This window comes from Cyclobacteriaceae bacterium, assembly GCA_030584025.1.
In the GTDB taxonomy this organism is placed as follows: domain Bacteria; phylum Bacteroidota; class Bacteroidia; order Cytophagales; family Cyclobacteriaceae; genus UBA2336.
Genome location: CP129487.1, coordinates 2,814,935 through 2,840,442, shown reverse-complemented (window position 1 = coordinate 2,840,442; position 25,508 = coordinate 2,814,935). Strand labels below are relative to the sequence as shown.

Genomic DNA, 25,508 nt, shown 5'->3' with positions numbered 1-25,508 from the left:
CGCCCACCTGATAACAAGCGTTAGGGGAGGTGGTTAAAATTCATAATGGCAATCCTGGCACCGGTAAACTTTTCGAAGCGGAAACACGGCAAGAAAGAATGTTACCAAGATTGAGATGAACCGCGAACTGAGCTTTTGTGTGTATTCCATCTCAACATGGGTTGACCGGCATCTCGGACAGCGCGTTAACTGATCGTCTTCCAGCGGAACCGTTTCACTCAGCACCTCATGTGCTTGTTCATAATCCTTTTCAAAAATATGCAGGCGTACGCTGAAACGCGGATTTTGAATCGGGTAAAGATTGGCCAGGTTTTCTTCCGTAAGGAAACACGGAATGCCATATGCATCCAGCTTGGCTTTGGCTAAGTTTCCATCCATGCTGTTTTGAAAGCTTCTGTAAACAATAATGCGCTCCTGTTTTTCGGGTTCCATCTCAGGTAAGGTAACAAAATGACCCGTAACTTTTATAATTTCAGGGTATGAAAACCCTCCGGATACTTTCTGTCCTTATTTGCTTTGTCATTTCATCGCAGGCGCAAACGCTTTCAGATGTGCAACAAAAAGCAATTAACAATTACATCACAATGGCCAACCAGCTTTCTGCTGATGTTGGAGCCATCGGTACTTCGCTGTTACAGTCGTATCGGCAGATGCAGGAGTGGAGAGGCAAATCGGGCAGACCGATTGTACCCTATACGTGTGTGTGTCGCGATAAGAGTTATTATGTAACCGAAGCAGAAAAAACTGCGCCTGCATTAGGAAGTGGAGGAACAATGATTATCTCCAAAGCAAAAGCAGTGCATAGTGCCTATCAGAAAATTGATGAAACCTGTAAAGGCATTGAAATTTATTACCGCTTGAAGGATTATGAGTCGGATGGTTTTAAGAAGCTTGACGAGATGATCAAGACCATGCAAACACAAGTAGCCACGTATCATAACCTGATCAATGATTTTCGTAAGGAAAGTGAAAAGCTGGTGTCTGCGCTACAACCCTTCAATGCTTCATCATCGTACCATAAGGCTGAACGACTCATGCGTGATCAGCTCAGGTATGAATTGAATTTGCTTGAAGCAATGACATTTAATGTGAACGAGGGCACGCATACCGGCTGGCCAGTTGAGGTGGCAGAGAAACATATTCTGGAAAATGTTAAGCGGCTTGAAACGCTGAATCAGTCTATTGCAGGTTTACAATACCCTGCCTCATCCATGTACAAGTCGTTTGTTGAATCAATTGCATCCTTGCAGCAAAGTAAACGGCATGGGGTGGATGATTACACGTATGAGAATCAACAATCCGACCGGCATAGCAATGAGGTGTATAAAAACCTGATCAACTACTTTAATAATGCCGGAGTTTCATTCTATAACAACTTCATAAACATGTCGGTACAGAATGGATACCGCGGAATTCATTTTGTAAACTTTTGCCCGGTTTTCACAGTAAAAACTGAAACAAAAAAAATCGACATCAGTGTAGCTCCGTTTGCGGATAAACCTGCTGTTGATATTACAGTGAAACCGGTGGCCACATCAATCAGTTCTGCTGTTTTTTCAAGTCTTTCAAATTATGTGGAGTTCATCAACGAAGGCATGCGGCAAATCAATAACCTGATGAACCCGATCCACAATTTAAACAGCTCCGCCTCAACGGGCAGAAGCCGGTTACGCAATACGGGCAGGATGAATCTTGAATATTACAATAAGAGTTTTGCGCTGCCGGTAACGTTGTACCAACAAACCATCAGTCAGACTAAAACGTTACCTGCGGCTTATCAAAAGCCACTGACGGAACAGGCTGAGGTGCTCTATGCTATTCTTACCGAATTGAATCAATGGAACAATGCCTTGCTGGCTCATTCGGAGACCAAGCAACTGACAAAGGACAGTATGGAATACGTATATGGTGTGGTTCAACGGTTTAAAACTTTGTCGGAAGTATTTGACGAGAAGAAAGAGAAACTTTACACCGATGTCCGCTCAATTTTCGAATCGTACAAACAAGCTGATGCAAAAAATTCATGGCAGCTTTCGGGTAATGCCTTGCGTGCACTCCTGGATGAGAATTATGCTGTGCTGAAAAAATCCAAACAGTTTTTACAAGGTGATTCAACCGTATCACTCAACACCACAACTATTGAGCAGGGAGCACGAAACCTGATTGTAAATGAGTTTACGAACCTGGCGGGTATTCAGAAATTGGGACGAAACAATGGGAATTGTCCGTATACGCCTTATGAAGGCTTTGCAGAATCCACCAATCATTTTGCTGAGGCAGTTCAAAAAGCAAAGCCGGGTAAGGTGACATCTTCGTATCATCGGCATCCGTACAACGACCTTATTTACCGGTATAACCAGATCCTTGTTCGGGATTACAACAAGTTTGCTGAACTGGCAAAGGTGCCTCTTCTCCAGGCTGTCATTCAGGTTGAGCTGTTTGAGGTTGTTCCGCCTCGCGAGGTAGCGGTTTCTAAACCGGTTACGCAACCTATAGCACAAAAAGAGGATGTTCCTAAAACCGGGGAGTCATTGTCGGGCACAAAGCAAAATCAAAAACCATCAGAAGCGAAACAAGTTTCCGGTAGTGTGATTCACGACACCGTTCGTATTACCGATGTCATCCGCATTGAAACTATCCGACAGGATACCGTTTATGTTTCTCGCGTGGATACGGTATACGTAGGCTTGCCTGGTGAAAACCTGATGTCGATGGAGGGGTATGCCACGAATAATATGGTGTTGCTGTTGGATGTATCCGGTTCTATGAATAACCCGGACAAGTTGCCGCTGCTAAAGAAATCCATTTTGTTGTTAATGAAAATGATGCGTCCTGAAGATCAGGTGTCCATTATTACCTATTCAGGAAAAGCAAAAATTGAATTACCGCCTACATCGTTTAAAGAGGAGGAAAAAATTACCAGGGTGATTGAACGATTGAAGTCGGAAGGAAAGACAGACGGCAATGCGGGTATCAAACTTGCTTACCAGACAGCTGACAAGAATTACATTCGGGGCGGCAACAACAGAATAATTTTGGCCACCGATGGAGAGTTTCCGATTGGCTCACCAACCTATGACCTGGTGAAGAAATTTGCGGGTGAAGATATTTTTATAACAGTTTTCAATTTTGGTAAGACCACACTATCAGCTAAAAATCTGCAGCAATTGGCTGAACTGGGCAAAGGAAACTACGAGTACATCACCCGCGAGAATGTGGATATGAAATTGATTCGGGAAGCAAAGGCAAAGCGGAAGAAGTAGAATTATCCACGTTCAGCAGGTAGATTATTGACAGCAGCAAAAGCCATTGCTTCCAAAACATCTTCACGGGTAACCCAATTGAATTCTTTCAAAAATTCCTCAATAGTCATTCCGCTTGCCAGGTAAGATAAGATGGAAGAAACGGGCATGCGGGTTCCCTTTATCCTGGGTTTTCCGAAGCATATTTCAGGATCGGCAGATATTCTGGGGAAATCCGGATGAATAAATTCCATAGTATCAAATTTACAAAAAATGAAGCGCTTTGGTTCTTTTTGGGTTTCTCATAAATATTTTCCGGTACCTTGTAACATCTGTAACTTCCCATCGTCTGGTTATTGGATTTTGATTAATGGATCTCGAGGCTTTTCAAAACCGCGTTCTACCTGCTAAAAACAAGCTTTTTCGGTTTGCCCTGCGTATGCTGGGTAACGATGAGGAGGCCCGCGATGTAATACAAGAGGTATTTATCCGGGTTTGGAATGGCCGTGAAAACTGGGGCGACATACAAAATATGGAAGCCTGGTGCATGCGGATAACCAAAAACCTTTCGCTCGACAGGCTCCGGTCAATACAGCGAAAAGGTACCTACCCGGTAGCCGAAGGTTTTGATGTTCAGCACGCAGACGTAACACCCGATGTAAAAACTGAACTAGGTGAAAGTATGCAGCATGTAAGTCAACTGATTGCCGCCCTGCCCGAAAAGCAACGGCAAATAATCCACCTTCGCGATGTTGAAGGGTACACGTATAATGAAATCAGCGAAATGCTGGAACTTGATATGAACCAGGTGAAAGTAAACCTGTTTCGGGCAAGAAACGCAGTGCGCGAAAAATTGATGAAAATCAATGCTTATGGACTCTAAGAAACTGGAAGAATTAGTAAAGAAGTATTGGGACTGTGAAACTTCCCTGGATGAAGAACAGCAGTTGCGCGAATACTTTCGGGGAGATACCATTCCCGAGACATGGCGCGAAACAGCTACGCTCTTCCGCTACTTTGATGAACAGAAATCCAAAACGGTGGAGCCGCAGTTTGATGAAACGGTGGTGAGCCGGATAAAGGAAATACCAAGGAAGCGCGAGGGTAAGGTCGTGAAATGGGTAACTGCTTCACTACGCATTGCGGCAGGCGTAGCGGTGTTATTGGCAGCCGTCTATTTTGTGCGGCAGGAATTGCGTGAAGATCAGGCAATCGCGACAGAAGACACGTTTGAAGATCCGCAGCAGGCCTTTGAAGAAACGAAAAAAGCATTGCTCATGATTTCAAAAGGCTTTGGTCGGGCGGAACAACAGACTAAGAAAATCAACATGTTCAATGAAGCTCAGGAAAAAATTCAAACAACAGAATCAGAATTATAACTACTAAGAAATAACGACTATGAAAAAAATAATTGCAGTAATCGCTTTAATCGCTTTGGGTACGGGAGTGTATGCGCAGAGTGATGCCATCAACAAGTTTTTTTCCAAATATGAATCCGATGAATCGTTCACTACGCAGGTGACGGTTTCCAGTAAGATGTTCAGTCTGTTTACCAACATGGAAGTTGAAACGGAGGAAGACAAAGAAGTACTTGAGGCGATCAGTAAGTTAAAAGGCTTGCGTATGATTGGTAAAGAGAACAGCAGCGATGCCCGTAATCTCTATAAGGAAGCTTCTTCGATCGTACTTCAAAATAAGTTTGAAGAATTAATGTCTGTTCGTGATAAGGATAAGGATATGAAATTCTATATCCTGGAGAAAAGCCCCGGCAAGATCAGCGAGCTGGTGATGATTTCGGGAAGCCCACGTGATTTCATGGTCATGACCTTATTTGGAGAGATTGATCTGAAGCAGGTTTCACGCATCGGTAAGAAGATGAACGTAGAGGGCTTGAATGAGCTTGAGAAAATGAATGACGGTAAGAAGAAAGACTGATCGTAAAAATAATCCTGATAAAAAAGCAACGGGTGGCAACCGCCCGTTGCTTTTTGCGTAATTAGCTATAACCCTATCATCATGAAAAATCTTTTTACTCTTTTACTCATTGCTGGTGTTGCTGCCCATTCTTTTGGGCAAAGTAAAACAACTGATAAACTTCAAGAGAAATACGACAAGGCCTTCTCGCTTTTCTTTTATCAGAATACCTTGCGCATGATCAACCAAACCGAAGACAAGGAATTTGATGAACTCATCAAGGACATTGAAAAAATGAAATTCCTGATGATCGACAAGGAAGCTTCATTTAAGCCAGTGGATTACACGAGGCTTAAGAAAGATTATGGAACCGAAACGTTTGAAGAAGTAATGAGCACTCGCTACCAAGGGCGTAATTTTGATGTCCTGTTAAAAGAGAAGTCGGGTAAAACATTGGGAATGGTGGTGCTCATCAATGATTCTACCAGTTTATACGTGTTGGATTTGGTAGGAAGCATTGCCCTGGATAAGGTGACCACCTTGTATAACAAGCTGGATGAGAGCACGGACGTAGGCCAGAAAATTAAAAACTTCTCCAACCGTAATGCAAAGCGCAAAGAAGGCGACAAAGAAGAAAATGATAACGATCAGTAAATGCTGATCTATTTACGAACCAACCCTACAAAATTTGGCAACCGTACTCTCCATTCAAAATCTTACAAAGCATTTCAGCAAGATTAAGGCTGTTAACGGACTAAATCTGGAGGTTCAGGCCGGACAGGTGTTTGGCATGCTTGGCCCAAACGGAAGTGGAAAAACCACCACCCTCGGTATGCTGATGGGCGTTACCAACCCCACTTCAGGAAGTTTCTACTGGTTTGGTGAAGAGCCAACACCACAGTTGCGAAGAAAAATCGGTGCCGTATTGGAACACCCGATTTTCTATCCGTACCTGAGCGGTCAGAAAAATCTGGAGCTAAATGCCATGATTAAGCAATGTCCGCAGGAAAATATTCCGCATGTGCTGGAGTTGGTTGAGTTGACTGAAAGGAAAGACGATAAATATAAAACGTATTCGTTGGGAATGAAGCAACGGCTTGCGATTGCATCGGCCTTATTGAACGATCCTACCGTGTTGATTCTGGATGAACCCACCAACGGACTTGATCCGATGGGTATTGCGGAAATCCGGGAGATCATACGAAAGATTGCAGAAAGTGGTAAGACGATTATTCTGGCCAGCCATTTGTTGGATGAAGTACAGAAGGTGTGTACGCATTTTGCCATTCTCAAGCGTGGCAATATGGTGCATACCGGCCCGATTGGTGATGTGGGCGCGGGCGCTGAAACGGTTGAAGTAAATGCCGAAGTAGAAAACCTGAATGAAGTGCTACTCGGTTTTTCAGGCACTGCCTCTGTTAACCGCGAGAATGGGGTGTACCAGGTCACCATGCGCGATGGTTTTCATGGTAAAGATTTGAATCGCTTTCTTTTCGATAAGCACATCGTGGCCACACACCTGGTTACCCGAAAGAAAAGTTTGGAAAAACAGTTTTTGGAAATTCTTGCTGAATCCCATTAATCAGACGACATGCTGCAACTGCTTAAAATAGATTTAAAAAAACTGACGAGCTACCGCACGTTTTGGATTATTTGCGGACTTTACTTTTTTACGCTGCTCACCACCACCGCCAGCGGCATGGAGTTTTTAAAATGGCTGGCACGAACCATTGAAGGGTTTGGTCAGTCGATAAACATTAACCGTATACCACTGTATCACTTTCCTGATGTGTGGCAAAACCTGGCGTGGGCTAGCGGGCTGCTAAAGATCATGATCGGTATCATGGTATTGATCTCCATCACCAACGAGTACTCGTATCGTACCATTCGGCAAAATATTATCGATGGCTTAAGCCGAAAGGAATTTCTGCTTTCGAAAATATATACAAATGCGTTACTGAGTGTACTCAGTATGGTGTTGGTTTTTCTGGTGGCGTTGGTTACCGGATTGATTTACTCAAGCCAGTTGGACATGAGTTACATGTTTCAAGGTGTTGAATTTTATCCTGCCTATTTTCTGGAAGTGTTTGCCTTTCTTTCCTTTGCCTTGATGCTCGGAATTTTTGTTCAGCGATCGGGGTTGTCCATTATTTTATTGTTGAATTCCTATTTAATTGAATTGATTATCAAAGAAAATATTGATGAGTATGTTCCCTGGATGATCAAATTCTTTCCATTGGAATCGATCATGAACCTGGTACCTATGCCATTTGCCCGTTATGCCTTTCAACAGATACAAGATTACGTAAGTCTGGAGGCTGTGGGTATTGCATTAGTATGGACATTCTTGTTCAATTATTTTAGCTACCTCAGGTTGAAAAAGGCTGATATCTAGCCTGTTGATAGCGCAATCGTTTTCACCGACATATTTCCTTATAATCCTACATGCCGAAACCCTTTTGGAGGAATCGCGTTAGCTTTGTCGTAAGATTACTGGAATTATGAATACGATTCAGCTTTTGGGTTTATTGGCAGGTTCTTGTACCACTGCGGCATTTATTCCGCAAGTTGTGAAAACCTGGAAGAGCCGCTCAGCCAAGGATTTGTCGCTGGGCATGTTTTCCATTTTTTGTGCCGGGGTAGTGCTTTGGTTAATATACGGTTTGTTGATTATGGATATCCCCGTAATCATCGCCAACATGGTTACGCTGGTGCTGGCTTCTTTCTTGTTGTTTTTAAAACTTCGTTGGAAACACTAATCGTGATCGCAGGCGCAGTATTTATCGCTGGCAGCTTTTTCAAAACATTCTTTTCCTTCTTTGTACGAGAACCAGGCGAGGCCCAACGTTCCGGCTGCATCAATATAAGGTAAACCGGTTAGTTCATAGAGTCCGCTGGAGATCAGTAAAATGATCGACATGTACACGCAAACCAATGTACAGTTTGCATCGGCCAGTATGGCTTCACTGTTCAACCCACGACCGGCTTTTCGTTTGCCATAGATCAAACCAAGCATAACCAAAATGCTGATGCTGGAGATAATCACTCCCCAAAATGTGGTTTCGGGTTTTTGACCTGTGTAAATAACCAAACTGGCACCAACAAGCAATCCGACAACGAGCAGGTAAAAAGCAGTACCGGTTATACGGAGGGCGGTGCGTTCAAATGAATCGCGCTGCACCTCAGGATTATACCGGATGCGCAAAATCATGTGCACGATGCCAACCCCTGAAATCAATTCGATAAAACTATCAACGCCAAAACCAAAAAGGGTGAGGGTTTCATCTTCATAGCCAAACCAGGTTGAAATAATGCCTTCAACTAGGTTATACAGAATGGTAAATACAGCCAGACCCAACGCCAGCGTGTAAAGTTTATTTTCTTTCTCAGATAGTGCAATGATGGACATCTTAAATCAGTAACAGGGCAACCAGGGTAATTGTTCCGGTTAGTCGTTTACGGCTTGATAGGTAAGCACCTTGAATTTCTCACCGATGCTCCAATGCGGTGTATCATACATGTTGGTAAAAATCAATCCGATTATTTTTTCTTTCGGATCAGCCCAGTAATGGGTGTTGAAGGCACCTGCCCAACTGAATGTGCCGAGGGAGACAACCGATCTGAAATCGTTGGCTGCAGTCTCTAATCCAAAACCAAGCCCAACCGGTGATGTATCAGGCAAGGTTAGTTGACTGGTTAGCATGAGTTCAATGGTTTTGCGACTAAGTAATCGCACACCATTATACTGACCATTGTTTAAAAAAAGTTGCAGAAATTTTGCGTAGTCTTCAACTGTGGAGGAAAGTCCGGCACCACCCGAGAAATATTTTCCTTCGGTTTTTGGATAATCGATGTTCACATTGTCGAATACCATTCCGGTAACTTTTTTTGTTTTACCATTCTCACCGGAGTACACCGGCACCAGTCGGTTGTATTTTTCTTTGGGCAGATAGAACCATGTATCATTCATGCCGAGTGGTTCGAAGATTCGCTTTTTCAGGAATTGATCAAACGGCATCCCCGACCAGATCTCCACTAAATAACCCAATACATCGGTGTTGAGTCCGTACGTCCATCGCTCACCGGGTTTATGTTTGAGTGGCAGCTTAGCCAATATTTTCATTTTATCGGCCAGCACATCGTTGTTGTTGCCAATGCCGCTGGGTACACCAGCTTTGGCATAGATGGCTTTGAATTCCGTACTACCGATGGCAGGATAGTCAATTCCAGAAGTATGGGTTAACAATTGGCGAACCGTAATTTCTCTGCCAGCCGGTTCCGTGGTGTACGAACTATCGGCTGCGTTGAATGATTTGAGCACCGTTGGATTCTTGAATTCAGAAATATACTTTGATATCGGTTCGTCCAGTAAAAATTTTCCTTCTTCCCACAACATCATTACCGCCAGGCTGGTGATGGCTTTGGATTGTGAAGCGATGCGGAAGATGTTGTCTTTTTGCATGGCTTTTTTTGTTTCGGTATCGCTTAAACCATAGGCCTGATGAAAAACAATTTTACCATTTCGCACAATCAAGGCCACCGCACCCGGAATGGCTTCCTGTTGCACAAGTGATTGCACCATGTTGTCGATACGCTTGAGTCGTTCCGGAGAAAATCCCGTTGCTTCAGGTTTGGCAGGTGTTAAGACCTGCGCGTGAATAGAGACGGAAAGAAATATTAGAATCGGGTAAATGAAATTCTTCATAGGCTTGAGGCTTTACCGGTAAGTTACAAAAGTTCAGGAGCAGTTCCCAAGTGATTCATTAAACAACAACTCGTACCTCGTACCTCGAAATTCGTACCTAACAACCCTGCCCTGAGGTTCTCGAATGGCCATCAGATTTTCACATGTGCCCAATTCTGTCCCGACTTAATCCGGTAGAGCTGCATTTCAGAAATACCGAATTGCTTGGAGAGAATTTTCATCCGCGTTTTTCCTTCAGCAAGCTTTTTCTTGATGAGTTTTACCCGTTCCGTGGTAAGCTTTTGCCCTCGCCCGCTAAATTCTGCTTTAGATTGTTTGTAGTTCGGATCCTTCACCATGTGAACATCTTTTTCCGCTTTGGTAGCCCACTTCAGGTTGCGGTAGTAGTTGTTTTCTTTTTTGTGATCAATGTGTATCACAAACTTGTGCGAACCACTTGGTTTGTCACAGAAATGTTCTGCCACCAGCCGGTGTACTAAAAAGCCTTTGCTACTGCCGTTTTTTCGTAGCTGAATGCCCGGATAGTTTTTAATGTAGCTGTACCGTAAAAAGTACCCGTTGTCGTGCGTGTCCCAAAAGGCCACTACACGACCAAAGTTAGAAATGGCATAACGTTGTCCATCGCTTCCTTTGAATCCGCGAAGCGTAACCCATTTTTCGGATGAATGGAATTTCAGTTTTTCAATTTTTCTTCCTGTGCTCATATATCAGAATGGTAGTTTTTCAGCATACAGTGGAATCAGGTCGTGAAAGTGATGCTGCAGTTTAGGGAGCAACTGAATGCCTGAACGATTGATGATTTTTCTTCCATCAATTTCATGCACAGGTGTCAGTTCGCCCATGGTTCCGGTAGCAAACACTTCATCGGCTGTATAGAATTCTGTAAGGGACAGGTTTCGTTCTTCATTTGGGATTTTATGGGTGTTGCAAAGTTCCAACACCAATCCACGGGTGATGCCATGCAAACAGGCATCAGCAAAAGGGGTAAATACATGGCCATCTTTTACCATAAACAGGTTGGTGTCGTTGAGTTCAGCAACAAAACCGTTATTGTCGAGCATGATGGCGGCATCCACTCCAGCCACATTTGCCTGAATCTTGGCTAAGATGTTATTCAATAAATTATTGTGATGGATTTTGGAATCCAGGAATTGCGGATTGTTTCTGCGCTGTGAACTGGTGATTACCCGAATGCCTTGCTCGTTGTTATACACGAGCGGTTTCCATTCGGCCAATACAATCAGGCAGCAACCTTTCGTGTTCAGGCGCGGATCCATACCTGAGGTAACTTTTTCACCACGGGTAAGCGTTAACCGGATGTGCGCTTCATCGCGCATGCCATTGGCCTCTAACGTTTCAAAGATGGCTTTTTTGATTTCTTGCTTGGAAGGGATATTGGCAAAGGCTAACGTATGTGCCGAAGCTTCCAACCGGTCGAGGTGTTTGTCGAGGCAGAAGATACCGCCATTGTATACGCGCAGCCCTTCCCATACAGCATCACCGCCTTGTACGGAGCTATCGAACACGGATACTTTCGCTTCACTTCGCGAAAGAAGCTTGCCGCCAACATGAATTTTTATGTCAGCGTTTTTTGGATTGTACGCTTGAAGCATAGAACACTAAAAAGCAACTGTTAATGAGCCGGGGGGACTAAGACTAACGCTCAGTTGGAGTATAACCGTTACGGTTTGATGGCAAAAGGTAATAACTTTTCGTAAAAGATGCGCGCTTCTTCGTATAAAGAATTTAAATTTTGAGGTAATGGCCTGTCGCTGGTCGGTTGTTTTTCAAAACCGGTGGATTTGTGCACGTTGGCATACCAGTAGGGCGCCCATACACCATCGTATGGTTTTGGCCCGGCAGACCAGCTAAGCATGGATTCTTCAAAAGGTAAGCCGATTGCATCGCAGGTTTTACGCAACACACTTTCCGGATTCTCTAATAAGAGGTTTGTATCCAATACCACCGGCTCTTTTCCGGAGGAAGCCAGTTTTTCAAATAGTTTGTATTGATATTCAATCCCGATATCACGCATTACCGGCTGGTCAATTACCTGGGCGTAAGAAGCTATGATTTGCTTTGGATTACGGATCAGGAAAATGTTCTCGCACTTTTCATATGGAAAGTGCCGTAACACTTCCAGGTGGTGTGCCATATTCTTTATGAAGTAAACAGGCCGGAGATGCTCCGTAAATAATTGCGTCAGTACTTCTTCTTCTTTGTGCGGCTGATGGTTTAAAACCTCATCCTTACCGGGATGTACAATACCCGTTTTAAGAAAGTAGACTGCGTAAAAGGGTTCATCCACTACGGTTGTATCGCTTCGCTGGGCAAACGAATACATGAGGGCAGTGGAAATGTTACGTGGGCCGGAAATGATGTGTATTGTTTTCAAGCAGAATAGGTTAAGGTGGCTACATTCTTTTGGAGGATCAAGTCATATACCTAAAACTAAACGATAATCTTACATGAATAAGACAGGATGGTAAACCAACAGCCTTAAGGATAATCGTCAGGATACATTTGCACATCAATCAACAAAAAAGTACCACATGGCACAAAAACTTTACGAATTCTTTTTGAAAGCGGGTGAAATTGGAGGTGTTCAAGCCCGCACACGTTTATCCATTTTGTCACGCATGACTTCCACCGAAGCGAAAGCTATGGAAGACTCAGATGACAAAATTAAATTTCTTCAGGGGCATTTTGATGCGGTATTAAAAGAATTTGGCAAAGGATCAATCGCCAAATCTTTCAGTACAACAATTAAGGATTCCGGTGCAAACATTACCGATAAACTGCGCAAGCAAATGTCGGTTTTTGCCGACCTGACTGCCCAGCGTTCTGTTTATGGCGATAGCCTTCAGGCAACAGCCAAACGGATTACCGAATCGCTGGTGGAAGCGATTGATGTGGAGCGTGCAAGTATCTGGTTATATAATGATGATCAAACAGCAATTGAATGTGTTGATTTGTTTATTCGTACCAAGCGTGAGCACTCCGCAGGAGTTGTTTTGAATGCTGCGGATTTTCCTGCTTACTTCAAGGCTGTTGAATCTCAGCGTACCCTTGCTGCTGTTAATGCACATACCGATTCTGCTACATCTGAATTTTCTGAAGTTTACTTGCGTCCATTAGGCATCAACTCCATGTTGGATGTGCCCATTTGGGCCAATGGTAAAATGGTGGGCGTGGTTTGTCATGAACATACCGGTGATTTCCGCAAGTGGACCACCGATGAAGAGACGTTTGCCTACATCATGGGAAATATTGTGGGTATGACTATAGAAAAACTTGAGGCTGTTGAAGCCTGATAATCATATTTGGTAGTTTAGTGTGAGAGAAGGGGCATCGGTTATGATGTCCCTTTCTATTTTAAGGTGCAACCGCTTGCATCATAATCCCGCAAAGCCACGCACCGTATGTTCCCAAGGCATAACCCAACACTGCCAACAAAACACCAACCGGTGCCAGCGATGGATGAAAGGCAGATGCCACAATGGGAGCCGAAGCTGCCCCACCAATGTTGGCCATGCTTCCTACTGCAGTAAAAAAGAATGGCGCTTTTATAAGCTTGGCCGTAAGCAGCAAAATGCCTACGTGAATCAGAATCCAGATGCCGCCCACCATGAACAATTCAATGTTGTAATAAATAGATTTCAAATCCATCTGCATACCGATGGTGGCCACCAATACATAAAGCAGTGCACTTCCCAAACGCGATGCACCTACACCTTCCAGGTTACGCGCTTTGGTAAAGGATAGAAGCAAACCAAATGTGGTAGCGAGTACCACGATCCAGAAAAAAGGTGAATCGAGACTTAGCCTGTCGAGCTCCCATTCAGCGGGTAGACTTTTGATATAAGGTACAATGTAATCGGATAGAAAATGAGAGAGGCCTGTAAGCCCAAAGCCGATACCAAAAATTAACATCGTATCGGCAAGCTTTGGCATTTTCATTACGCTCAGCCGGAAATTTTCAATGCGCCTTTTTACATCTTCAATGGCTGATGAGTCGGCTTTGAACGCAGCATCAATTTTATCGGCACGACCTGCACTATATAAAATAGCTGCCGTCCATACGTTGGCAACAATCACATCCACAGTAACCATAATGGAAAACAAGGCGGCACTGGCGCCAAATACTTCAAGCATGGCTGCCTGGTTTGCCCCACCGCCAATCCAGCTTCCGGCTACCGTTGTCATGCCGCGCCATACGGCATCGGCACCTTCGCCTCCAACAAGATCCGGATTGAAAACCGATACAATCATGATGGCGAGCGGTCCGCCAATAACAACACCAACCGTACCGGCCAGAAACATGATTACGGCTTTTGGCCCGAGTCGCATGATGGCTTTCAGGTCGATGCTTAAGGTGAGCAGTACCAAACTTGCCGGTAGCAGGTAACGCGAGGCTATTTTATATAGCCCCGATTGTTCACCGGAAATAATGCCAGTAGAATTTAAGATGGAGGGAAGAAAATAGCAGAGCAGGAGTGAGGGCACATAGGTATAAAACTTTTGCCAGAACGGCTTTTCACTGCTAGCGGTTTTAAACACAAATGCCAGGATGACCATTAACAGGCCTAATACGACAGCATCGTTGGTGATCAGCGGTTCGTGCATGAGGTTTCAGGTTTTGGTGCACGACAATACTACCAAATTGATTTCAATTCGTAGGCCTCGGTTGAAAGAACTTTCACCTCACCATCGCCATATAGTTTCAGTTGTGTGAAATCTTCTGTAGGAAAAAAGATGGAGGTCATGCAGCTAACACCACCATCGGCAAATAATTCAACAGAAGCCACATCTACAAAAATGTGTAATGTAACGATGTTGCTGTCTGAAAAACGAGGTGCATATTGAATGCCCACAAAATCAGTTGAAAAATCTTTCTTGCCTGGATTGGTTCGATCAACATAAAAGCGGTTGCTTTCGCGATCGAAGCCTATTTTGATATTTTCATTTTTACTATTGAATAACTGAATGCCGAAATCTTTTGCAGTGGTTTCATTCAAGTCGATTTTAACTTTCACTTCTGCTAATCCGTTATGAACAAGCGGTTGATCACGCGTTATTTCATTTTTTGCGGTGCGAAGTTGTTCTACTTCTTTGGATGGCGTTGAAACGAGCCGAATACCAGCACTTGTGTTGTGTAGTGATAAATCGCGCGGAAGCGTCATGGCGCTGCGCCAGGATTCGGTAGGCACAACCTGTGCGTAATTCCAATTCCCCATCCAACCCAAAAAAATAGTTCGGCCATCAGGTGCATTGCCCCACGTAACACCGGCATAGTTATCGCGGCCGTAATCGATAAAGCGTTCAGTTGAAGGATCATGTTCACTGGTAAATGTTTTGCCATCAAAACTACCGATGAAATACTGTGTACCCGAGCCACCATTCGGACTACCCGGATTGATGCTCACCAATAAAACCCATTTAGATTCAGTTGTTCCGGTTACAGGCAATTGAAATAAATCCGGACATTCCCACACGCCTCCGTGATTACCATGCTCGCGACCAAACTCACCGGTTAGTTCCCAATCTTTTAAATTTTTTGAGCGGAAAAACTGAATGCGGTTGGCCACCGCCAATGACATGATCCAATGTTCAGATTCTACATGCCAGAAAACTTTCGGATCTCGAAAGTCTTTTTCTCCCGGATTTTTAATTACTGGATTGTTCTCATACTTCGTCCACGTACGTCCTTTATCGTTACTGAAAGCAATAGCTTGTGTTTCATAACCTTGTTTGTCGTAGGTGAAAATGGCTACCAATGGTTTTTCATTTCCCGATTGAAAGCCAGCAGTGTTGTTGGCATCTACAACGGCACTACCAGAAAAGATGTAGCCCAATGAATCGGGATAAATTGCAATGGGCAAATGTTCCCAATGAATTAAATCTTTACTCACCGCATGTCCCCAATGCATGGGGCCCCACACGGTGCTGTCGGGATAGTGTTGGTAGAAGAGGTGATATTCGCCATTGTAATACACCATACCATTCGGATCGTTCATCCATTTGGCAGGAGGGGAGAAGTGGAATTGGGGGCGGTGGGGTTCGGAATCGGTGCGTTCAATTTTTTTATCGGAAATCGTACAGCCTGCCAACGCGAGTGTCAATAAGAAAAAAATGTTGAATAGTTTCATAAGCGGATGTTATGTAGTTAACTGTTTTATTCTGGATGAGATTAATTCGGATATCTGGTCGGCCTTGGTATAAATCATAAAATGTCCACCAGCTTCAACAACAGCATTTGGCTTTGTGAACCTAATTGGAAGAACCCTATCCAAGGTACCATGAATCTGAAAAGTATCTACAGCATAATTTTTCACTTTCCAATTTAAAATGCTTCGAAGGGCCCACCTTACAAATTTAGGATCTGAATCCTTGACTATATCTGAGAGTACCATTTTACTTTCCGGATCAGAGGCTCCTATCATATAGAAGCCCAGATGACTTGTTGTGGTGAAAATAGAAGAAGGGGCTAAGCGATCGAGTTGTAGTATTCCGGCAAGCCTGTAATACCAAGGTAGCTGTTTCGCGCTGGTAATGCTTGAAATTATGATCGCAAGTTTAGGTTTAACAATACGGGAAAGTTCTAACGAGATCATTCCGCCCATGGAAAGACCTACCAGAATAAATGGTTGTGTATCACCAATGAGTTTTGCGAATCGCCCGGCATATTCCTCCAGCGTTTCTTTTCCTTTTGGTTCGATCCAGTCGAGATATTTTAATAGATAACCTTCAGGGAACCGTAGCTTCTGAAAGGCTCGTTTGTCTGCTCCAAGTCCGCTTATCAGGTAGACCACCATATTCTTCCCCTACTTCTTAACCACCAGCAGGAAGTAATTGTTATCCATTTCCAGGTAGCCTTGTTCGTAACAGTAATGGTAAATGGCGCCTTCCTTGGTTTTATACAGGCTTGTAAAATAGGTAAAATCGAAACCCTTTTCGTTGAGCTTGGATCGACTAACACGGCATTTTCCATCGGGGTTGAGTTCCATCAATATACGCCTGTTCTTGCGTAAAATGTTGTTCACATTGCGGATGTAATTGGTTTCATCGCTGTTCAATTTGTTGTTGTAACTGATGCGGCATTGGTCGGAACAGAATTTTTTATCAACCCGGCCTTTAATTTTTTCACCACACTCCAAACAAACCTTTTCTTCAGTTTTTGCCATGATTTCGGGGGTTTTAGCAGGTTTTTTATCCGTTTGTAAACGTTTACAAACGAATATAAACGAAAGTAAGCGATTAACATACGAGTCCGGTTTTTTTCTGCCCACACCTTTGCATCGTCAATCGACAACAAACCGGTTGGCCCTTCGACAGGCTCAGGGCGCTCATGCAAACTCAGGCCCGTCAGGTAGGCAAGTATGTTAAACAATTAAATTATACAGTTATGAAAAGTTTGAGAAACAGCGTGCAATTGATCGGTCGTTTAGGCAAAGATCCTGAAGTGAAAGTGTTTGGTGAGAAGAAGAAAGCTTCTTTCTCGATCGCAACAACCGATTCGTACAAGAATGCGAAAGGTGAGAAGGTGGAGGACACGCAGTGGCACAACATCGTGATTTGGGGTAGCCTGGCTGGTGTGGCTGAAAAGTACCTGAAGAAAGGGCAGGAAGTGTGTGTGGAAGGTAAGCTTGTGCACCGTAACTACGAGACCACCGAAGGCGAGAAGCGCTTCATTACTGAGATTAACGTAAACGATCTGCTCATGTTAGGCGGTAAGTAATACCGTTTGCAGTTGGAGAAAAGCCTGGCTCAGAAATGGGTCAGGCTTTTTTTTGCGGGCTTGTCTGCGACAGGCAGGTTTGCGTAAAATTTGGGCTAAAGCTCCGCAATGGAAATATTCATTGGTATTCCTTTCTTCCCTTTTTCATGCAATGCCCGATCGTTTGCACGACTTAAATCAAGATTGCGAAAAGACTCAACAGATATGCCAGCCCGCTCTGCATACAGTTCATAATACGCTGCTTGAATTTCATCCAGGGCATAAATGTAAGCGCGATGTGTGGCACCCCGATCAGCTTTGAATGATACCACGGCTTTTTTCGGATTATCCGAAAGCGTTTTGTCTCGCCCGCGGTTAAGCACAAATGTTTTAATTTCTTCACGAAGACCATCCAATCCATTTCTCACTTTACCATTCACCATAAACTGATCGGCTGAATTGATCTGAACCGTAAATAAATTTCGTTTATGAATGGGTGCAACGGGAGCATGAACGGGTTGTGGCAAGACAATCACCAACCCCTTTTCGTTGGTGATCTGTGTGGTGATCATAAAGAAGGTCAGCATCAAAAAGGCAATATCGGCCAGGGAGCCTGCACTCAGTTCAGGCCGGGATAGTGATCCGGAGTAACGCATAGGATTTTCTTTTGACTCAGAATATTCAGCCTCCGGTAAAGTCACGTTTCCGCCAATCAAATTTTGTAATTCTTCCGCGGCTTTATGCGTTATAGATGGTGTGTAAATTGTAATTTTCGGCAATGAGTTTTGTGTATCCGACATTTTTGTGGGCCCTGGCAGCGCTTTCCGTTCCCATCATTGTGCACCTTTTCAATTTCAGAAAGACACAAAAAATTTTCCTTTCCAGTACACGGTTTTTGAAACAAGTGCAGGAGGCAACCTCTGCCAAGCGTAAACTCAAGCACTATTTAATACTGGCTTCGCGCTTGTTGTTCCTGCTCTTTTTGGTGCTGGCATTCGCGCAACCATTCCTTCCGGCCGAAGAACAGGTTTCGGCACAACAACAGGTGGTTATTGTGCTCGACAACTCGCTAAGCATGTCGGCACCGGTTGGCGAGAAAACCCGTGCGCTGGATGCGGGCATCGCCATGGCCAATCAGTTAGTAGAGATATTTCCGCAGGATACAAGGTTTCAATTAATCACCAACGATTTTGCGCCTTTTTCAAATTCATTCAAAACCAAACCGGAACTTATTGACTTGTTGGCGCAGGTAAGGTTATCGCCTTTGAGCAGAACCCTGCAAGAGGTGAAGGAAAAAATTGACAACACAAGCGGCTCAACCATTCAACAAGAAATTTTTTGGATTTCTGATTTTCAAAAATCGACCCTTGGATCGGTGCAATCAGATTTGGTAGATAGCCTGCAACGACTGCACCTCATACCCCTCACCACGCAAACCCTGGCCAATATTTTTGTGGACACAGCTTACCTGGAAAATCCCTTTGTAGTCGGAGGCGAAAAAAACACGCTCATGGTTAAGTTGCGCAATGATGGCAATCGCTCAATCGAACAATTGCTCACGAAGCTTTCTATCAATGGTGTTCAGTCGGGCACCAGTTCGGTGAGTATCCCAGCACGCGGTAGCGTCACCACTTCATTCGACATTGTTTCAGCAACACGCGGAAACAGTCGGGCGGTAATTAGTTTCAACGATTACCCGGTAAGCTTCGATAATGAGTTTTATCTCGCACTTAACTTTTCCGAAAAGGTAAAAGTGATCGAGATAAAGCAAATCAATACACCAACGCCAGTGGAGAAAGTTTTTGGCAATCAGGACGTGTTTACGTTTCGGTCGTACAATTCCGGTAACATTAATTATTCGGCATTTCAGGAGAGCGACCTGGTTGTAGTAAATGGCCTCGACCGGATTGATGCCGCACTCATTCAAGCTTTGCGCGGCTATGTTTCGGCAGGGGGAACAATGGTAGTCATTCCATCTTCTATGCCCGATGTGACGGCTTATCGTAATCTGTTGGCGCTCCCTAATCTTTCGGTGATGATTGAGGCAGAAGCCGTTGAGCTGGAAACACCGGATTACGCCAACCCCTTCTTTGAAAATATTTTTGAAGAAAGATCGAATCGTTTGGTATTGCCTAAAGCCAGGCGTGTGCTCGATTGGGGTATGGATCGCACAGCTGTTTTAAAGTTGAAGAGTGATAAACCTTTCTTGTCGCAGTTTGCTCAGGGTGGAAAAGTTTTTCTGTTCGCTTCTCCACTGCAGGCTGAGTTCACCGACTTCAATGCTAACTTTTTGTTTCTGCCGGTAATGTATAGGGTGGCCACTTCGGGAAAAAAAGCCGACTGGAAACCATATTATAAATTGACCGAGACAATAATCACCATGCGGGTGGATAGCCTACCCGGTGAAGAGCCCATTCGGTTGGCGGGCCAGCAGGAAATTATTCCCGCGCAGCGAAAACTTACTGATCGGGTAATATTGGAGTTACCGCGGTTTTCTATGCAAGCCGGTTTTTACAGTGCCCTTGCTGGAAAAGACACCACCGGTTTATTCGCATTTAACCTGGATAGTCGGGAGTCTTTGTTGGAGCAGGTGAGTGCTACAGAGATCAAGCAACTTTTAGGTGGGGGCGATAACATCACCCTTTTTGAGGCCACTTCAACAGAAACTTTTACTAACGAAATAAAAACAAGATATTTGGGGACTCCATTATGGAAGTATGCGTTAATGCTGGCGCTTTTCTTCCTGTTGGTGGAGGTAATGCTAATCCGGTTTCTTAAATAATATTCCAGTGATCACAAGAGAACAAGTGAAAGATGAAATCAATAAAGTGCCTGATACCTTTTTACAGGAACTTTACGATTTTATTTTGTTTCTCAAGTACCGGAAACGTCAGGAAGATGATTCCGTAAAGACACACATAGCCAGTGAAAGTGCTTTAAAAGATTGGAATTCCACTGAAGAAGACCAGGCATGGAAGCATTTGTAAAAGGTGATGTTGTAATAGTCCCATTTCCATTTTCCGATTTATCATCGTCCAAAAGAAGACCTGCATTAGTAGTTGCCAATTTGCCTGGTGAGGATATTATTCTTTGTCAGGTAACCAGCAAGCTTTTAAAAGATGAATTTTCTATCGCTCTTTTGGATAGTGATTTTATCACTGGAAGCCTGAAACAAGACAGTAACATCAGGCCGAACAGGATTTTCACAGCCAGTAAATCCATTATCCGTTACAAAGCGGGGTCAGTTAACTCAGGAAAGCTTTCGGAGGTTCGTAATAAAATCGTTTCTTTGTTGGATCAATAGCGTATGAAAATACTCATCCAGGCAGCCAAAATCCTCGATCCACAGTCCCCCTTTCATAAAAAAGTCAAAAATGTTCTTCTCGTAAACGGCCGTATCACCGAAATAGGGGATAAAAACTACCAGGCCGATAAGGTAATTTCAGCTGAGGGCATGTTGCTCACCCCCGGTTGGTTCGACCTGGGCACGTTCGTGGGTGATCCGGGCCTGGAGCACAAGGAAGACCTGGAATCAGTAACCAAAACTGCTGCGGCCGGGGGCTTTACAGAAATTGCGGTGCTACCGAATACAGTACCGGCCATCCAGACCAAAAACGATGTGAACTACCTGACCCGCTACAACGATAACCGGCTGGTGCAGGTGCATGCGCTGGCTTCGGTAACACGCGATAATAAAGGCGAAGAACTTACCGAGATGATCGATCTGCACGAAGCTGGTGCGGTTGGTTTTACCGATGGCCTGAAAACCATCTGGCACACCGACATCTTTTTAAAGGCACTTCAATACTTGCAAAAGTTTAATGGTGTGTTAATCGATCACCCGGAAGATGTGTGGCTGAACATGTTCGGGCAAATGCACGAAGGCGTTCAAAGCACCATGTTGGGCTTGAAAGGTATGCCACGCATTGCAGAAGAAGTGGCCATTCACCGCAACCTGGATTTGTTGCAATACGCAAGTGGTCGACTGCACATTGCCAGGCTTTCTTCTGCGCGGTCAGTAAACCTGATTCGCAGCGCGAAGAAAAAACTGCCGGTAACCTGCGACATCACCGCGTATCAACCTTTGCTTGATGATTCCATGTTAGCAGGCTTCGATACGAACTACAAGGTGAATCCACCCCTGCGTGAAAAGCGCGATAAAGATGCGTTGATCCGCGGATTGAATGACGGTACCATCGATGTGATTTGTTCAGGTCATGTGCCACAGGATGAAGAAAGTAAGAACCTGGAGTTCGATCATGCCGATCACGGCATTATCAATCTTCAAACCTTTGCCGCCAACCTGGTGTCACTTTCTAAAGTGGTCGACTGGGCAACGTTGCTGGAAAAAGTTACGGTAGCGCCACGCAAGGTACTGAACATCGAAACGCCTGTCATCGATATCGAAACAAAAGCCAACCTCACCTTGCTTGATCCATCACGCGAGTGGCAACTGGACGAAAAAGCAAATCTGAGTAAGTCAAAAAATTCACCTTGGTTTGGTCAAACGCTTACCGGTAAAGTGGTAGCTGTTTTCAACAACACCAAACATTGGTTCGATAATACACTATGAGAAAGCCGTCACCTCTTTTTACCATTGCGGTTCGCTATGGCGCCATTGCGGCTGTGCTGTCGATTGCATTGAATATGGCTATGTTTTATATGAATCGCCATCCGGTTATGATTTCGCCATACCTTGACTTTAGGATTTTCCTGTATGGCATATTCATTTTTTTTAGTTTGAAGGAGTACCGTGATTTTCATAACGAAGGCGCTTTGCATTTTTTTCAGGGCATGTTCGGGAGTTTTGTTTTAGTGGCCACGGCCGGGGTTTTGGGGTCAATTTTATACCGGATTTTTGGTGCCTTTGAAACGAATTTTATACCCGAGTACGTCAGGTTGATGACGGAATACCTCAAGGGGTGGCCGGAAGAAGATATTGCCCGCGTTGGAAAAGAAACTTTTGAGCGTAATTTACAGAGCCTTCCTTCTACTAATATGGGGCAAATCGCTACCATGTACCTGGTTCAGAGCTTCGGTATCGGTTTGTTTGTGAGTATAATCATGTCTGTTATTTTAAGAAAACAACCAAAACCCTAATCGTTATGGAAGAAAATGCAACAGTTCCAACATCTCCATTTAATCATGCAGCAAAATGGGGAGCTATCTACGGTGCAGTAAGCATTGTAATTTCAATGTTGATTTATGCAATTGATTTTACACTTTTTGCTGGATTTACTTTTCTTATTATATCCTTAGTCGTAGGCTTTGGATTTGTGATTTATGGCGGTATAAATTATCGAAATGAAGTTGGTGGATACTTAGCTTTTGGTAAGGCTTATATTCATGGCTTTATCATGTTTGCTGTTGCTGCGGCAATATCTACTGCATTTAGTATTTTATTATTCACAGTTATTGACCCAGATCTTCCTCAGAACCTTACAGATGCGATAATATCGAACACTGAAGCTATGATGGAGAAATTTGGCGCTCCTCAAGATTCAATTGATCAGGCAATTGACCAGATGAGAGAGGAGCAACCAAAAAACTTTGCTCCATTCGGCTTAGTTAAAAGCTACTTTTTTACGTTGATCTGGTATGCTATATTGTCGCTGATTACCGGCCTTATTGTTAAGAAAAACCAGCCGGAAATGATGTAAATGAGCAATCTGCAAATATCAATAGTCATTCCTGTACTGGACGAGGAAGAATCGCTCCAGGAATTAAGTGATTGGATTAGCCGTGTGATGAAAGCGCACGGCTATTCTTATGAAGTGCTGTTTGTAGATGATGGCAGCACCGACAATTCATGGAAAAAAATCCAGGAGATCAGCACAAGCAATCCTTCCTTCAAAGGAGTTAAATTTAATCGGAACTACGGAAAATCGGCCGCACTGCACACTGCCTTTCAAACCGTGCAAGGTGATGTGGTTATTACCATGGATGCCGACTTGCAGGATAGCCCGGATGAAATTCCGGCTCTGTACGACATGATCCGAAAAGAAGGTTTTCACCTTGTTTCGGGTTGGAAGAAAAAGCGCAACGATCCGATTTCAAAAACTATCCCTTCACGGTTTTTCAATTACGTTACCCGGGTTATGTCGGGCATTAAACTGCACGATTTCAATTGCGGTTTGAAAGCGTACGATAAAGCGGTGGTAAAAAATATTTCTGTATACGGTGAAATGCATCGCTACATTCCGGTAATTGCCAAATGGGCAGGTTTTAAGAAAATTGGAGAGAAGGTGGTGGAGCATCGTGAACGCAAGTACGGGCACACCAAATTCGGACTTGAACGTTTTGTGCGCGGGTTTCTGGATTTGATTACGATCATGTTTGTGGGGCGCTTTGCCTTACGGCCGATGCACTTTTTCGGAACATTAGGTTCGTTGTCTTTTCTGGCCGGATTTATCTTTACAACCAAGATGATCTGGGACAAGATCGATTCCATTTATTTTTCACATATTCCGCTTAAGCGTGAAATCACCCAACAGCCTGGTTTTTACCTCGCGTTGGTTGCGCTTATTGTTGGTGTTCAACTTTTTGTTACCGGCTTTCTGGCTGAGTTGATTACCCGTCAGTCTGTATCGAAGAAAAATTACCTCGTAATTGACAAAGCCGGTGTCGATGAACTTCCTGCGGGTTCAAAAATGAAGTTGGTGGCCAATCAGTAGAAAATTCATGAAACAAGAACTTGCCGCTATTTCATTGGTAGTCGATGACTACGACAAGGCCATCAAGTTCTATACTGAAAAATTGAATTTCAAATTAATAGAAGACACACCACTCTCTGAAACCAAGCGTTGGGTTCGTGTGGCACCACCGGGTTCAACGGGTTGCGCCATTTTGCTGGCAAAAGCCTCTTCTGATGAACAAATGAGTCGCGTGGGAAATCAAACCGGTGGGCGGGTATTTCTTTTTCTGCATACCGATGACTTTTACCGGGATTATGAAAACCTGAAGCGAAACAATGTACTCATTGTACGCGGGCCCTCGGTTGAGGAATATGGCACAGTTGCTGTTTTTTCTGATCTATATGGAAACCTTGGGGATTTAATTCAGCCAGCCTGATAAATTTACTGAACCAAATACACGCGATTGCGCCTCATCAAGAAAATTTCCCGAGTCCTCTTTTTTCTGGTGTTAACCTACATCGTTGTGGGGTTGTCGTTTTATTTTCTTCAGGATAAATTTATTTTTCAAGGTACTTCGCTTGAAAGAAACTTCAACTACACGTTTAACAATGTATTTCAAGAACATTTCATCACCATGTCGGATGGTGTTGTTTTGAACGCGCTTCATTTTAAATCCACCATCGATTCCAAAGGGCTCATTCTTTATTTCCACGGAAATGCCGATAACCTTTCGCGTTGGGGTACCTATGCCACTGACTTTACAAAACTTGGTTACGATGTGCTGATGATGGATTACCGGGGGTATGGCAAAAGTGGAGGTGACCCAACTGAAGAGTTATTATATGAAGATGCCCGCGAACTGTTAGAATGGACAAGTCAACATATTGAATATGATCGATTGGTAATTTATGGTCGTTCATTAGGCGCTGCGGTTGCCTCCCAACTGGCATCGGAAGCAAAACCCTATAAATTGATTTTAGAAACACCTTTCGATGAAATCGGAAATGTGGCTCATCCCGTTTTTTATCCAATCATTCGTCTGGCTCCAAAACGATTTGTATTTTCAAATAAAGAACATCTGAAAAACGTTAAAGCCCCTGTGCTAATCATCCACGGAACGGACGATTGGATTGTTCCCCTCTCTTCTGCTGAAAAGCTCAAACCTTTACTTAAGGCCGGTGATGAATTCATTATTATCGAAGGGGCAGGGCATCACAACCTGAATGAATATCCGGAGTTTCATCAGGCGCTCGCACGCCACCTGTGGTAACAATCCACTGTTTATTTTTTAACTT

General features: G+C 43.9%; 31 protein-coding genes. 19 read left to right on the top strand and 12 right to left on the bottom strand.

From position 1 onward, the window contains the following. Positions 1–33: 33 nt before the first annotated feature. Positions 34–432, bottom strand: coding sequence for a DUF2007 domain-containing protein (locus QY309_12785; protein WKZ58743.1), 399 nt, complete (start codon positions 430–432; stop codon positions 34–36). A 47-nt stretch (positions 433–479) separates the two neighbouring features. Here QY309_12785 and QY309_12780 point away from each other — a divergent pair, with 47 nt between their 5' ends. Then, positions 480–3,263 carry a VWA domain-containing protein gene (locus QY309_12780; protein WKZ58742.1) on the top strand — a complete coding sequence of 928 codons (2,784 nt, stop codon included), beginning with the start codon at positions 480–482 and terminating at the stop codon, positions 3,261–3,263. A 2-nt stretch (positions 3,264–3,265) separates the two neighbouring features. Here the strand turns inward: QY309_12780 and QY309_12775 are convergent, their stop codons facing one another. Further along, positions 3,266–3,496, bottom strand: a complete 231-nt coding sequence (locus QY309_12775; protein WKZ58741.1) for a DUF433 domain-containing protein — start codon at positions 3,494–3,496, stop codon at positions 3,266–3,268. A gap of 116 nt (positions 3,497–3,612) precedes the next feature. Between QY309_12775 and QY309_12770 the strand changes: the two genes are divergently transcribed. From QY309_12770 to QY309_12740, 7 genes are all read left to right on the top strand, one after another. Then, the gene (locus QY309_12770; protein WKZ58740.1) at positions 3,613–4,125 is read left to right on the top strand and encodes an RNA polymerase sigma factor; all 513 of its coding nucleotides are present in this window, start codon (positions 3,613–3,615) and stop codon (positions 4,123–4,125) included. Continuing rightward, positions 4,115–4,621, top strand: coding sequence for a hypothetical protein (locus tag QY309_12765; GenBank protein ID WKZ58739.1), 507 nt, complete (start codon positions 4,115–4,117; stop codon positions 4,619–4,621). The genes QY309_12770 and QY309_12765 overlap by 11 nt, the downstream gene beginning before the upstream one ends. A 19-nt stretch (positions 4,622–4,640) precedes the next feature. Then, positions 4,641–5,177 (top strand): DUF4252 domain-containing protein, encoded by a 537-nt coding sequence (locus QY309_12760; GenBank protein ID WKZ58738.1) that lies wholly within the window; start codon positions 4,641–4,643, stop codon positions 5,175–5,177. Between the two features lie 81 nt (positions 5,178–5,258). Then, the gene (locus tag QY309_12755; GenBank protein WKZ58737.1) at positions 5,259–5,810 is read left to right on the top strand and encodes a DUF4252 domain-containing protein; all 552 of its coding nucleotides are present in this window, start codon (positions 5,259–5,261) and stop codon (positions 5,808–5,810) included. Positions 5,811–5,844: 34 nt separating this feature from the next. Continuing rightward, a complete protein-coding gene (locus QY309_12750; protein ID WKZ58736.1) occupies positions 5,845–6,738 on the top strand; it encodes an ABC transporter ATP-binding protein in 894 nt (297 codons plus the stop codon). Positions 6,739–6,747: 9 nt separating this feature from the next. Next, positions 6,748–7,551: an ABC transporter permease subunit gene (locus QY309_12745; protein ID WKZ58735.1), complete on the top strand. Its 804-nt coding sequence runs from the start codon at positions 6,748–6,750 to the stop codon at positions 7,549–7,551. A 106-nt stretch (positions 7,552–7,657) separates the two neighbouring features. Further along, positions 7,658–7,915 carry a SemiSWEET transporter gene (locus tag QY309_12740; protein WKZ58734.1) on the top strand — a complete coding sequence of 86 codons (258 nt, stop codon included), beginning with the start codon at positions 7,658–7,660 and terminating at the stop codon, positions 7,913–7,915. Here the strand turns inward: QY309_12740 and QY309_12735 are convergent. The 5 genes from QY309_12735 to QY309_12715 all read right to left on the bottom strand — a co-directional run bounded on the left by QY309_12735 (position 7,912) and on the right by QY309_12715 (position 12,256). Continuing rightward, positions 7,912–8,565 (bottom strand): cation transporter, encoded by a 654-nt coding sequence (locus QY309_12735; protein WKZ58733.1) that lies wholly within the window; start codon positions 8,563–8,565, stop codon positions 7,912–7,914. The genes QY309_12740 and QY309_12735 overlap by 4 nt on opposite strands. 39 nt (positions 8,566–8,604) lie before the next feature. Further along, positions 8,605–9,861 (bottom strand): serine hydrolase domain-containing protein, encoded by a 1,257-nt coding sequence (locus QY309_12730; GenBank protein WKZ58732.1) that lies wholly within the window; start codon positions 9,859–9,861, stop codon positions 8,605–8,607. Between the two features lie 131 nt (positions 9,862–9,992). Continuing rightward, the gene (locus QY309_12725; GenBank protein WKZ58731.1) at positions 9,993–10,565 is read right to left on the bottom strand and encodes an HNH endonuclease; all 573 of its coding nucleotides are present in this window, start codon (positions 10,563–10,565) and stop codon (positions 9,993–9,995) included. Positions 10,566–10,568: 3 nt separating this feature from the next. Then, positions 10,569–11,474 (bottom strand): aminotransferase class IV, encoded by a 906-nt coding sequence (locus QY309_12720; GenBank protein ID WKZ58730.1) that lies wholly within the window; start codon positions 11,472–11,474, stop codon positions 10,569–10,571. A 68-nt stretch (positions 11,475–11,542) separates the two neighbouring features. After that, a complete protein-coding gene (locus tag QY309_12715; GenBank protein ID WKZ58729.1) occupies positions 11,543–12,256 on the bottom strand; it encodes a sulfotransferase family protein in 714 nt (237 codons plus the stop codon). Between the two features lie 157 nt (positions 12,257–12,413). On the opposite strand from QY309_12715, the gene QY309_12710 reads away from it, so the two are divergent. Further along, on the top strand, positions 12,414–13,175 hold the full coding sequence (locus tag QY309_12710; protein WKZ58728.1) for a GAF domain-containing protein: 762 nt from the start codon (positions 12,414–12,416) through the stop codon (positions 13,173–13,175). A gap of 61 nt (positions 13,176–13,236) precedes the next feature. On the opposite strand, the gene QY309_12705 is transcribed toward QY309_12710, so the two are convergent. Genes QY309_12705 through QY309_12690 form a run of 4 tightly spaced genes read right to left on the bottom strand, consistent with a single transcriptional unit; the run spans position 13,237 to position 17,045 of the window. After that, positions 13,237–14,487 carry a DUF819 family protein gene (locus tag QY309_12705; GenBank protein ID WKZ58727.1) on the bottom strand — a complete coding sequence of 417 codons (1,251 nt, stop codon included), beginning with the start codon at positions 14,485–14,487 and terminating at the stop codon, positions 13,237–13,239. Positions 14,488–14,516: 29 nt separating this feature from the next. Continuing rightward, positions 14,517–16,010 (bottom strand): glycoside hydrolase family 32 protein, encoded by a 1,494-nt coding sequence (locus QY309_12700; protein ID WKZ58726.1) that lies wholly within the window; start codon positions 16,008–16,010, stop codon positions 14,517–14,519. A gap of 9 nt (positions 16,011–16,019) precedes the next feature. Then, entirely contained in the window at positions 16,020–16,676 is a 657-nt protein-coding gene (locus QY309_12695; protein ID WKZ58725.1) for an alpha/beta hydrolase, read from the bottom strand. A 9-nt stretch (positions 16,677–16,685) separates the two neighbouring features. Then, the gene (locus QY309_12690; protein ID WKZ58724.1) at positions 16,686–17,045 is read right to left on the bottom strand and encodes a hypothetical protein; all 360 of its coding nucleotides are present in this window, start codon (positions 17,043–17,045) and stop codon (positions 16,686–16,688) included. Positions 17,046–17,266: 221 nt separating this feature from the next. Between QY309_12690 and ssb the strand changes: the two genes are divergently transcribed. Next, positions 17,267–17,599, top strand: coding sequence for a single-stranded DNA-binding protein (gene ssb / locus QY309_12685; GenBank protein ID WKZ58723.1), 333 nt, complete (start codon positions 17,267–17,269; stop codon positions 17,597–17,599). A gap of 95 nt (positions 17,600–17,694) precedes the next feature. Here ssb and QY309_12680 read toward each other — a convergent pair whose 3' ends face one another. Further along, a complete protein-coding gene (locus QY309_12680) occupies positions 17,695–18,357 on the bottom strand; it encodes a biopolymer transporter ExbD (protein WKZ58722.1) in 663 nt (220 codons plus the stop codon). On the opposite strand from QY309_12680, the gene QY309_12675 reads away from it, so the two are divergent. From QY309_12675 to QY309_12635, 9 genes are all read left to right on the top strand, one after another. Next, positions 18,357–20,360 (top strand): BatA and WFA domain-containing protein, encoded by a 2,004-nt coding sequence (locus tag QY309_12675; GenBank protein WKZ58721.1) that lies wholly within the window; start codon positions 18,357–18,359, stop codon positions 20,358–20,360. The genes QY309_12680 and QY309_12675 overlap by 1 nt on opposite strands. A gap of 7 nt (positions 20,361–20,367) precedes the next feature. Beyond that, a complete protein-coding gene (locus tag QY309_12670; protein ID WKZ58720.1) occupies positions 20,368–20,565 on the top strand; it encodes a hypothetical protein in 198 nt (65 codons plus the stop codon). Further along, complete coding sequence (locus QY309_12665; protein WKZ58719.1) at positions 20,550–20,882, top strand: type II toxin-antitoxin system PemK/MazF family toxin; 333 nt, start codon at positions 20,550–20,552, stop codon at positions 20,880–20,882. The genes QY309_12670 and QY309_12665 overlap by 16 nt, the downstream gene beginning before the upstream one ends. 3 nt (positions 20,883–20,885) lie before the next feature. Then, on the top strand, positions 20,886–22,151 hold the full coding sequence (gene pyrC / locus QY309_12660) for a dihydroorotase (GenBank protein ID WKZ58718.1): 1,266 nt from the start codon (positions 20,886–20,888) through the stop codon (positions 22,149–22,151). Next, positions 22,148–22,678, top strand: a complete 531-nt coding sequence (locus tag QY309_12655; protein ID WKZ58717.1) for a DUF4199 domain-containing protein — start codon at positions 22,148–22,150, stop codon at positions 22,676–22,678. Before pyrC ends, QY309_12655 begins: the two co-directional genes overlap by 4 nt. Positions 22,679–22,683: 5 nt before the next feature. Next, complete coding sequence (locus tag QY309_12650) at positions 22,684–23,238, top strand: DUF4199 domain-containing protein (protein ID WKZ58716.1); 555 nt, start codon at positions 22,684–22,686, stop codon at positions 23,236–23,238. Next, the gene (locus tag QY309_12645) at positions 23,239–24,252 is read left to right on the top strand and encodes a glycosyltransferase family 2 protein (protein ID WKZ58715.1); all 1,014 of its coding nucleotides are present in this window, start codon (positions 23,239–23,241) and stop codon (positions 24,250–24,252) included. Positions 24,253–24,259: 7 nt separating this feature from the next. Beyond that, positions 24,260–24,649, top strand: a complete 390-nt coding sequence (locus QY309_12640) for a VOC family protein (GenBank protein ID WKZ58714.1) — start codon at positions 24,260–24,262, stop codon at positions 24,647–24,649. Positions 24,650–24,736: 87 nt separating this feature from the next. Then, the gene (locus QY309_12635; protein ID WKZ58713.1) at positions 24,737–25,483 is read left to right on the top strand and encodes an alpha/beta hydrolase; all 747 of its coding nucleotides are present in this window, start codon (positions 24,737–24,739) and stop codon (positions 25,481–25,483) included. The last annotated feature ends 25 nt before the right edge of the window (positions 25,484–25,508 follow it).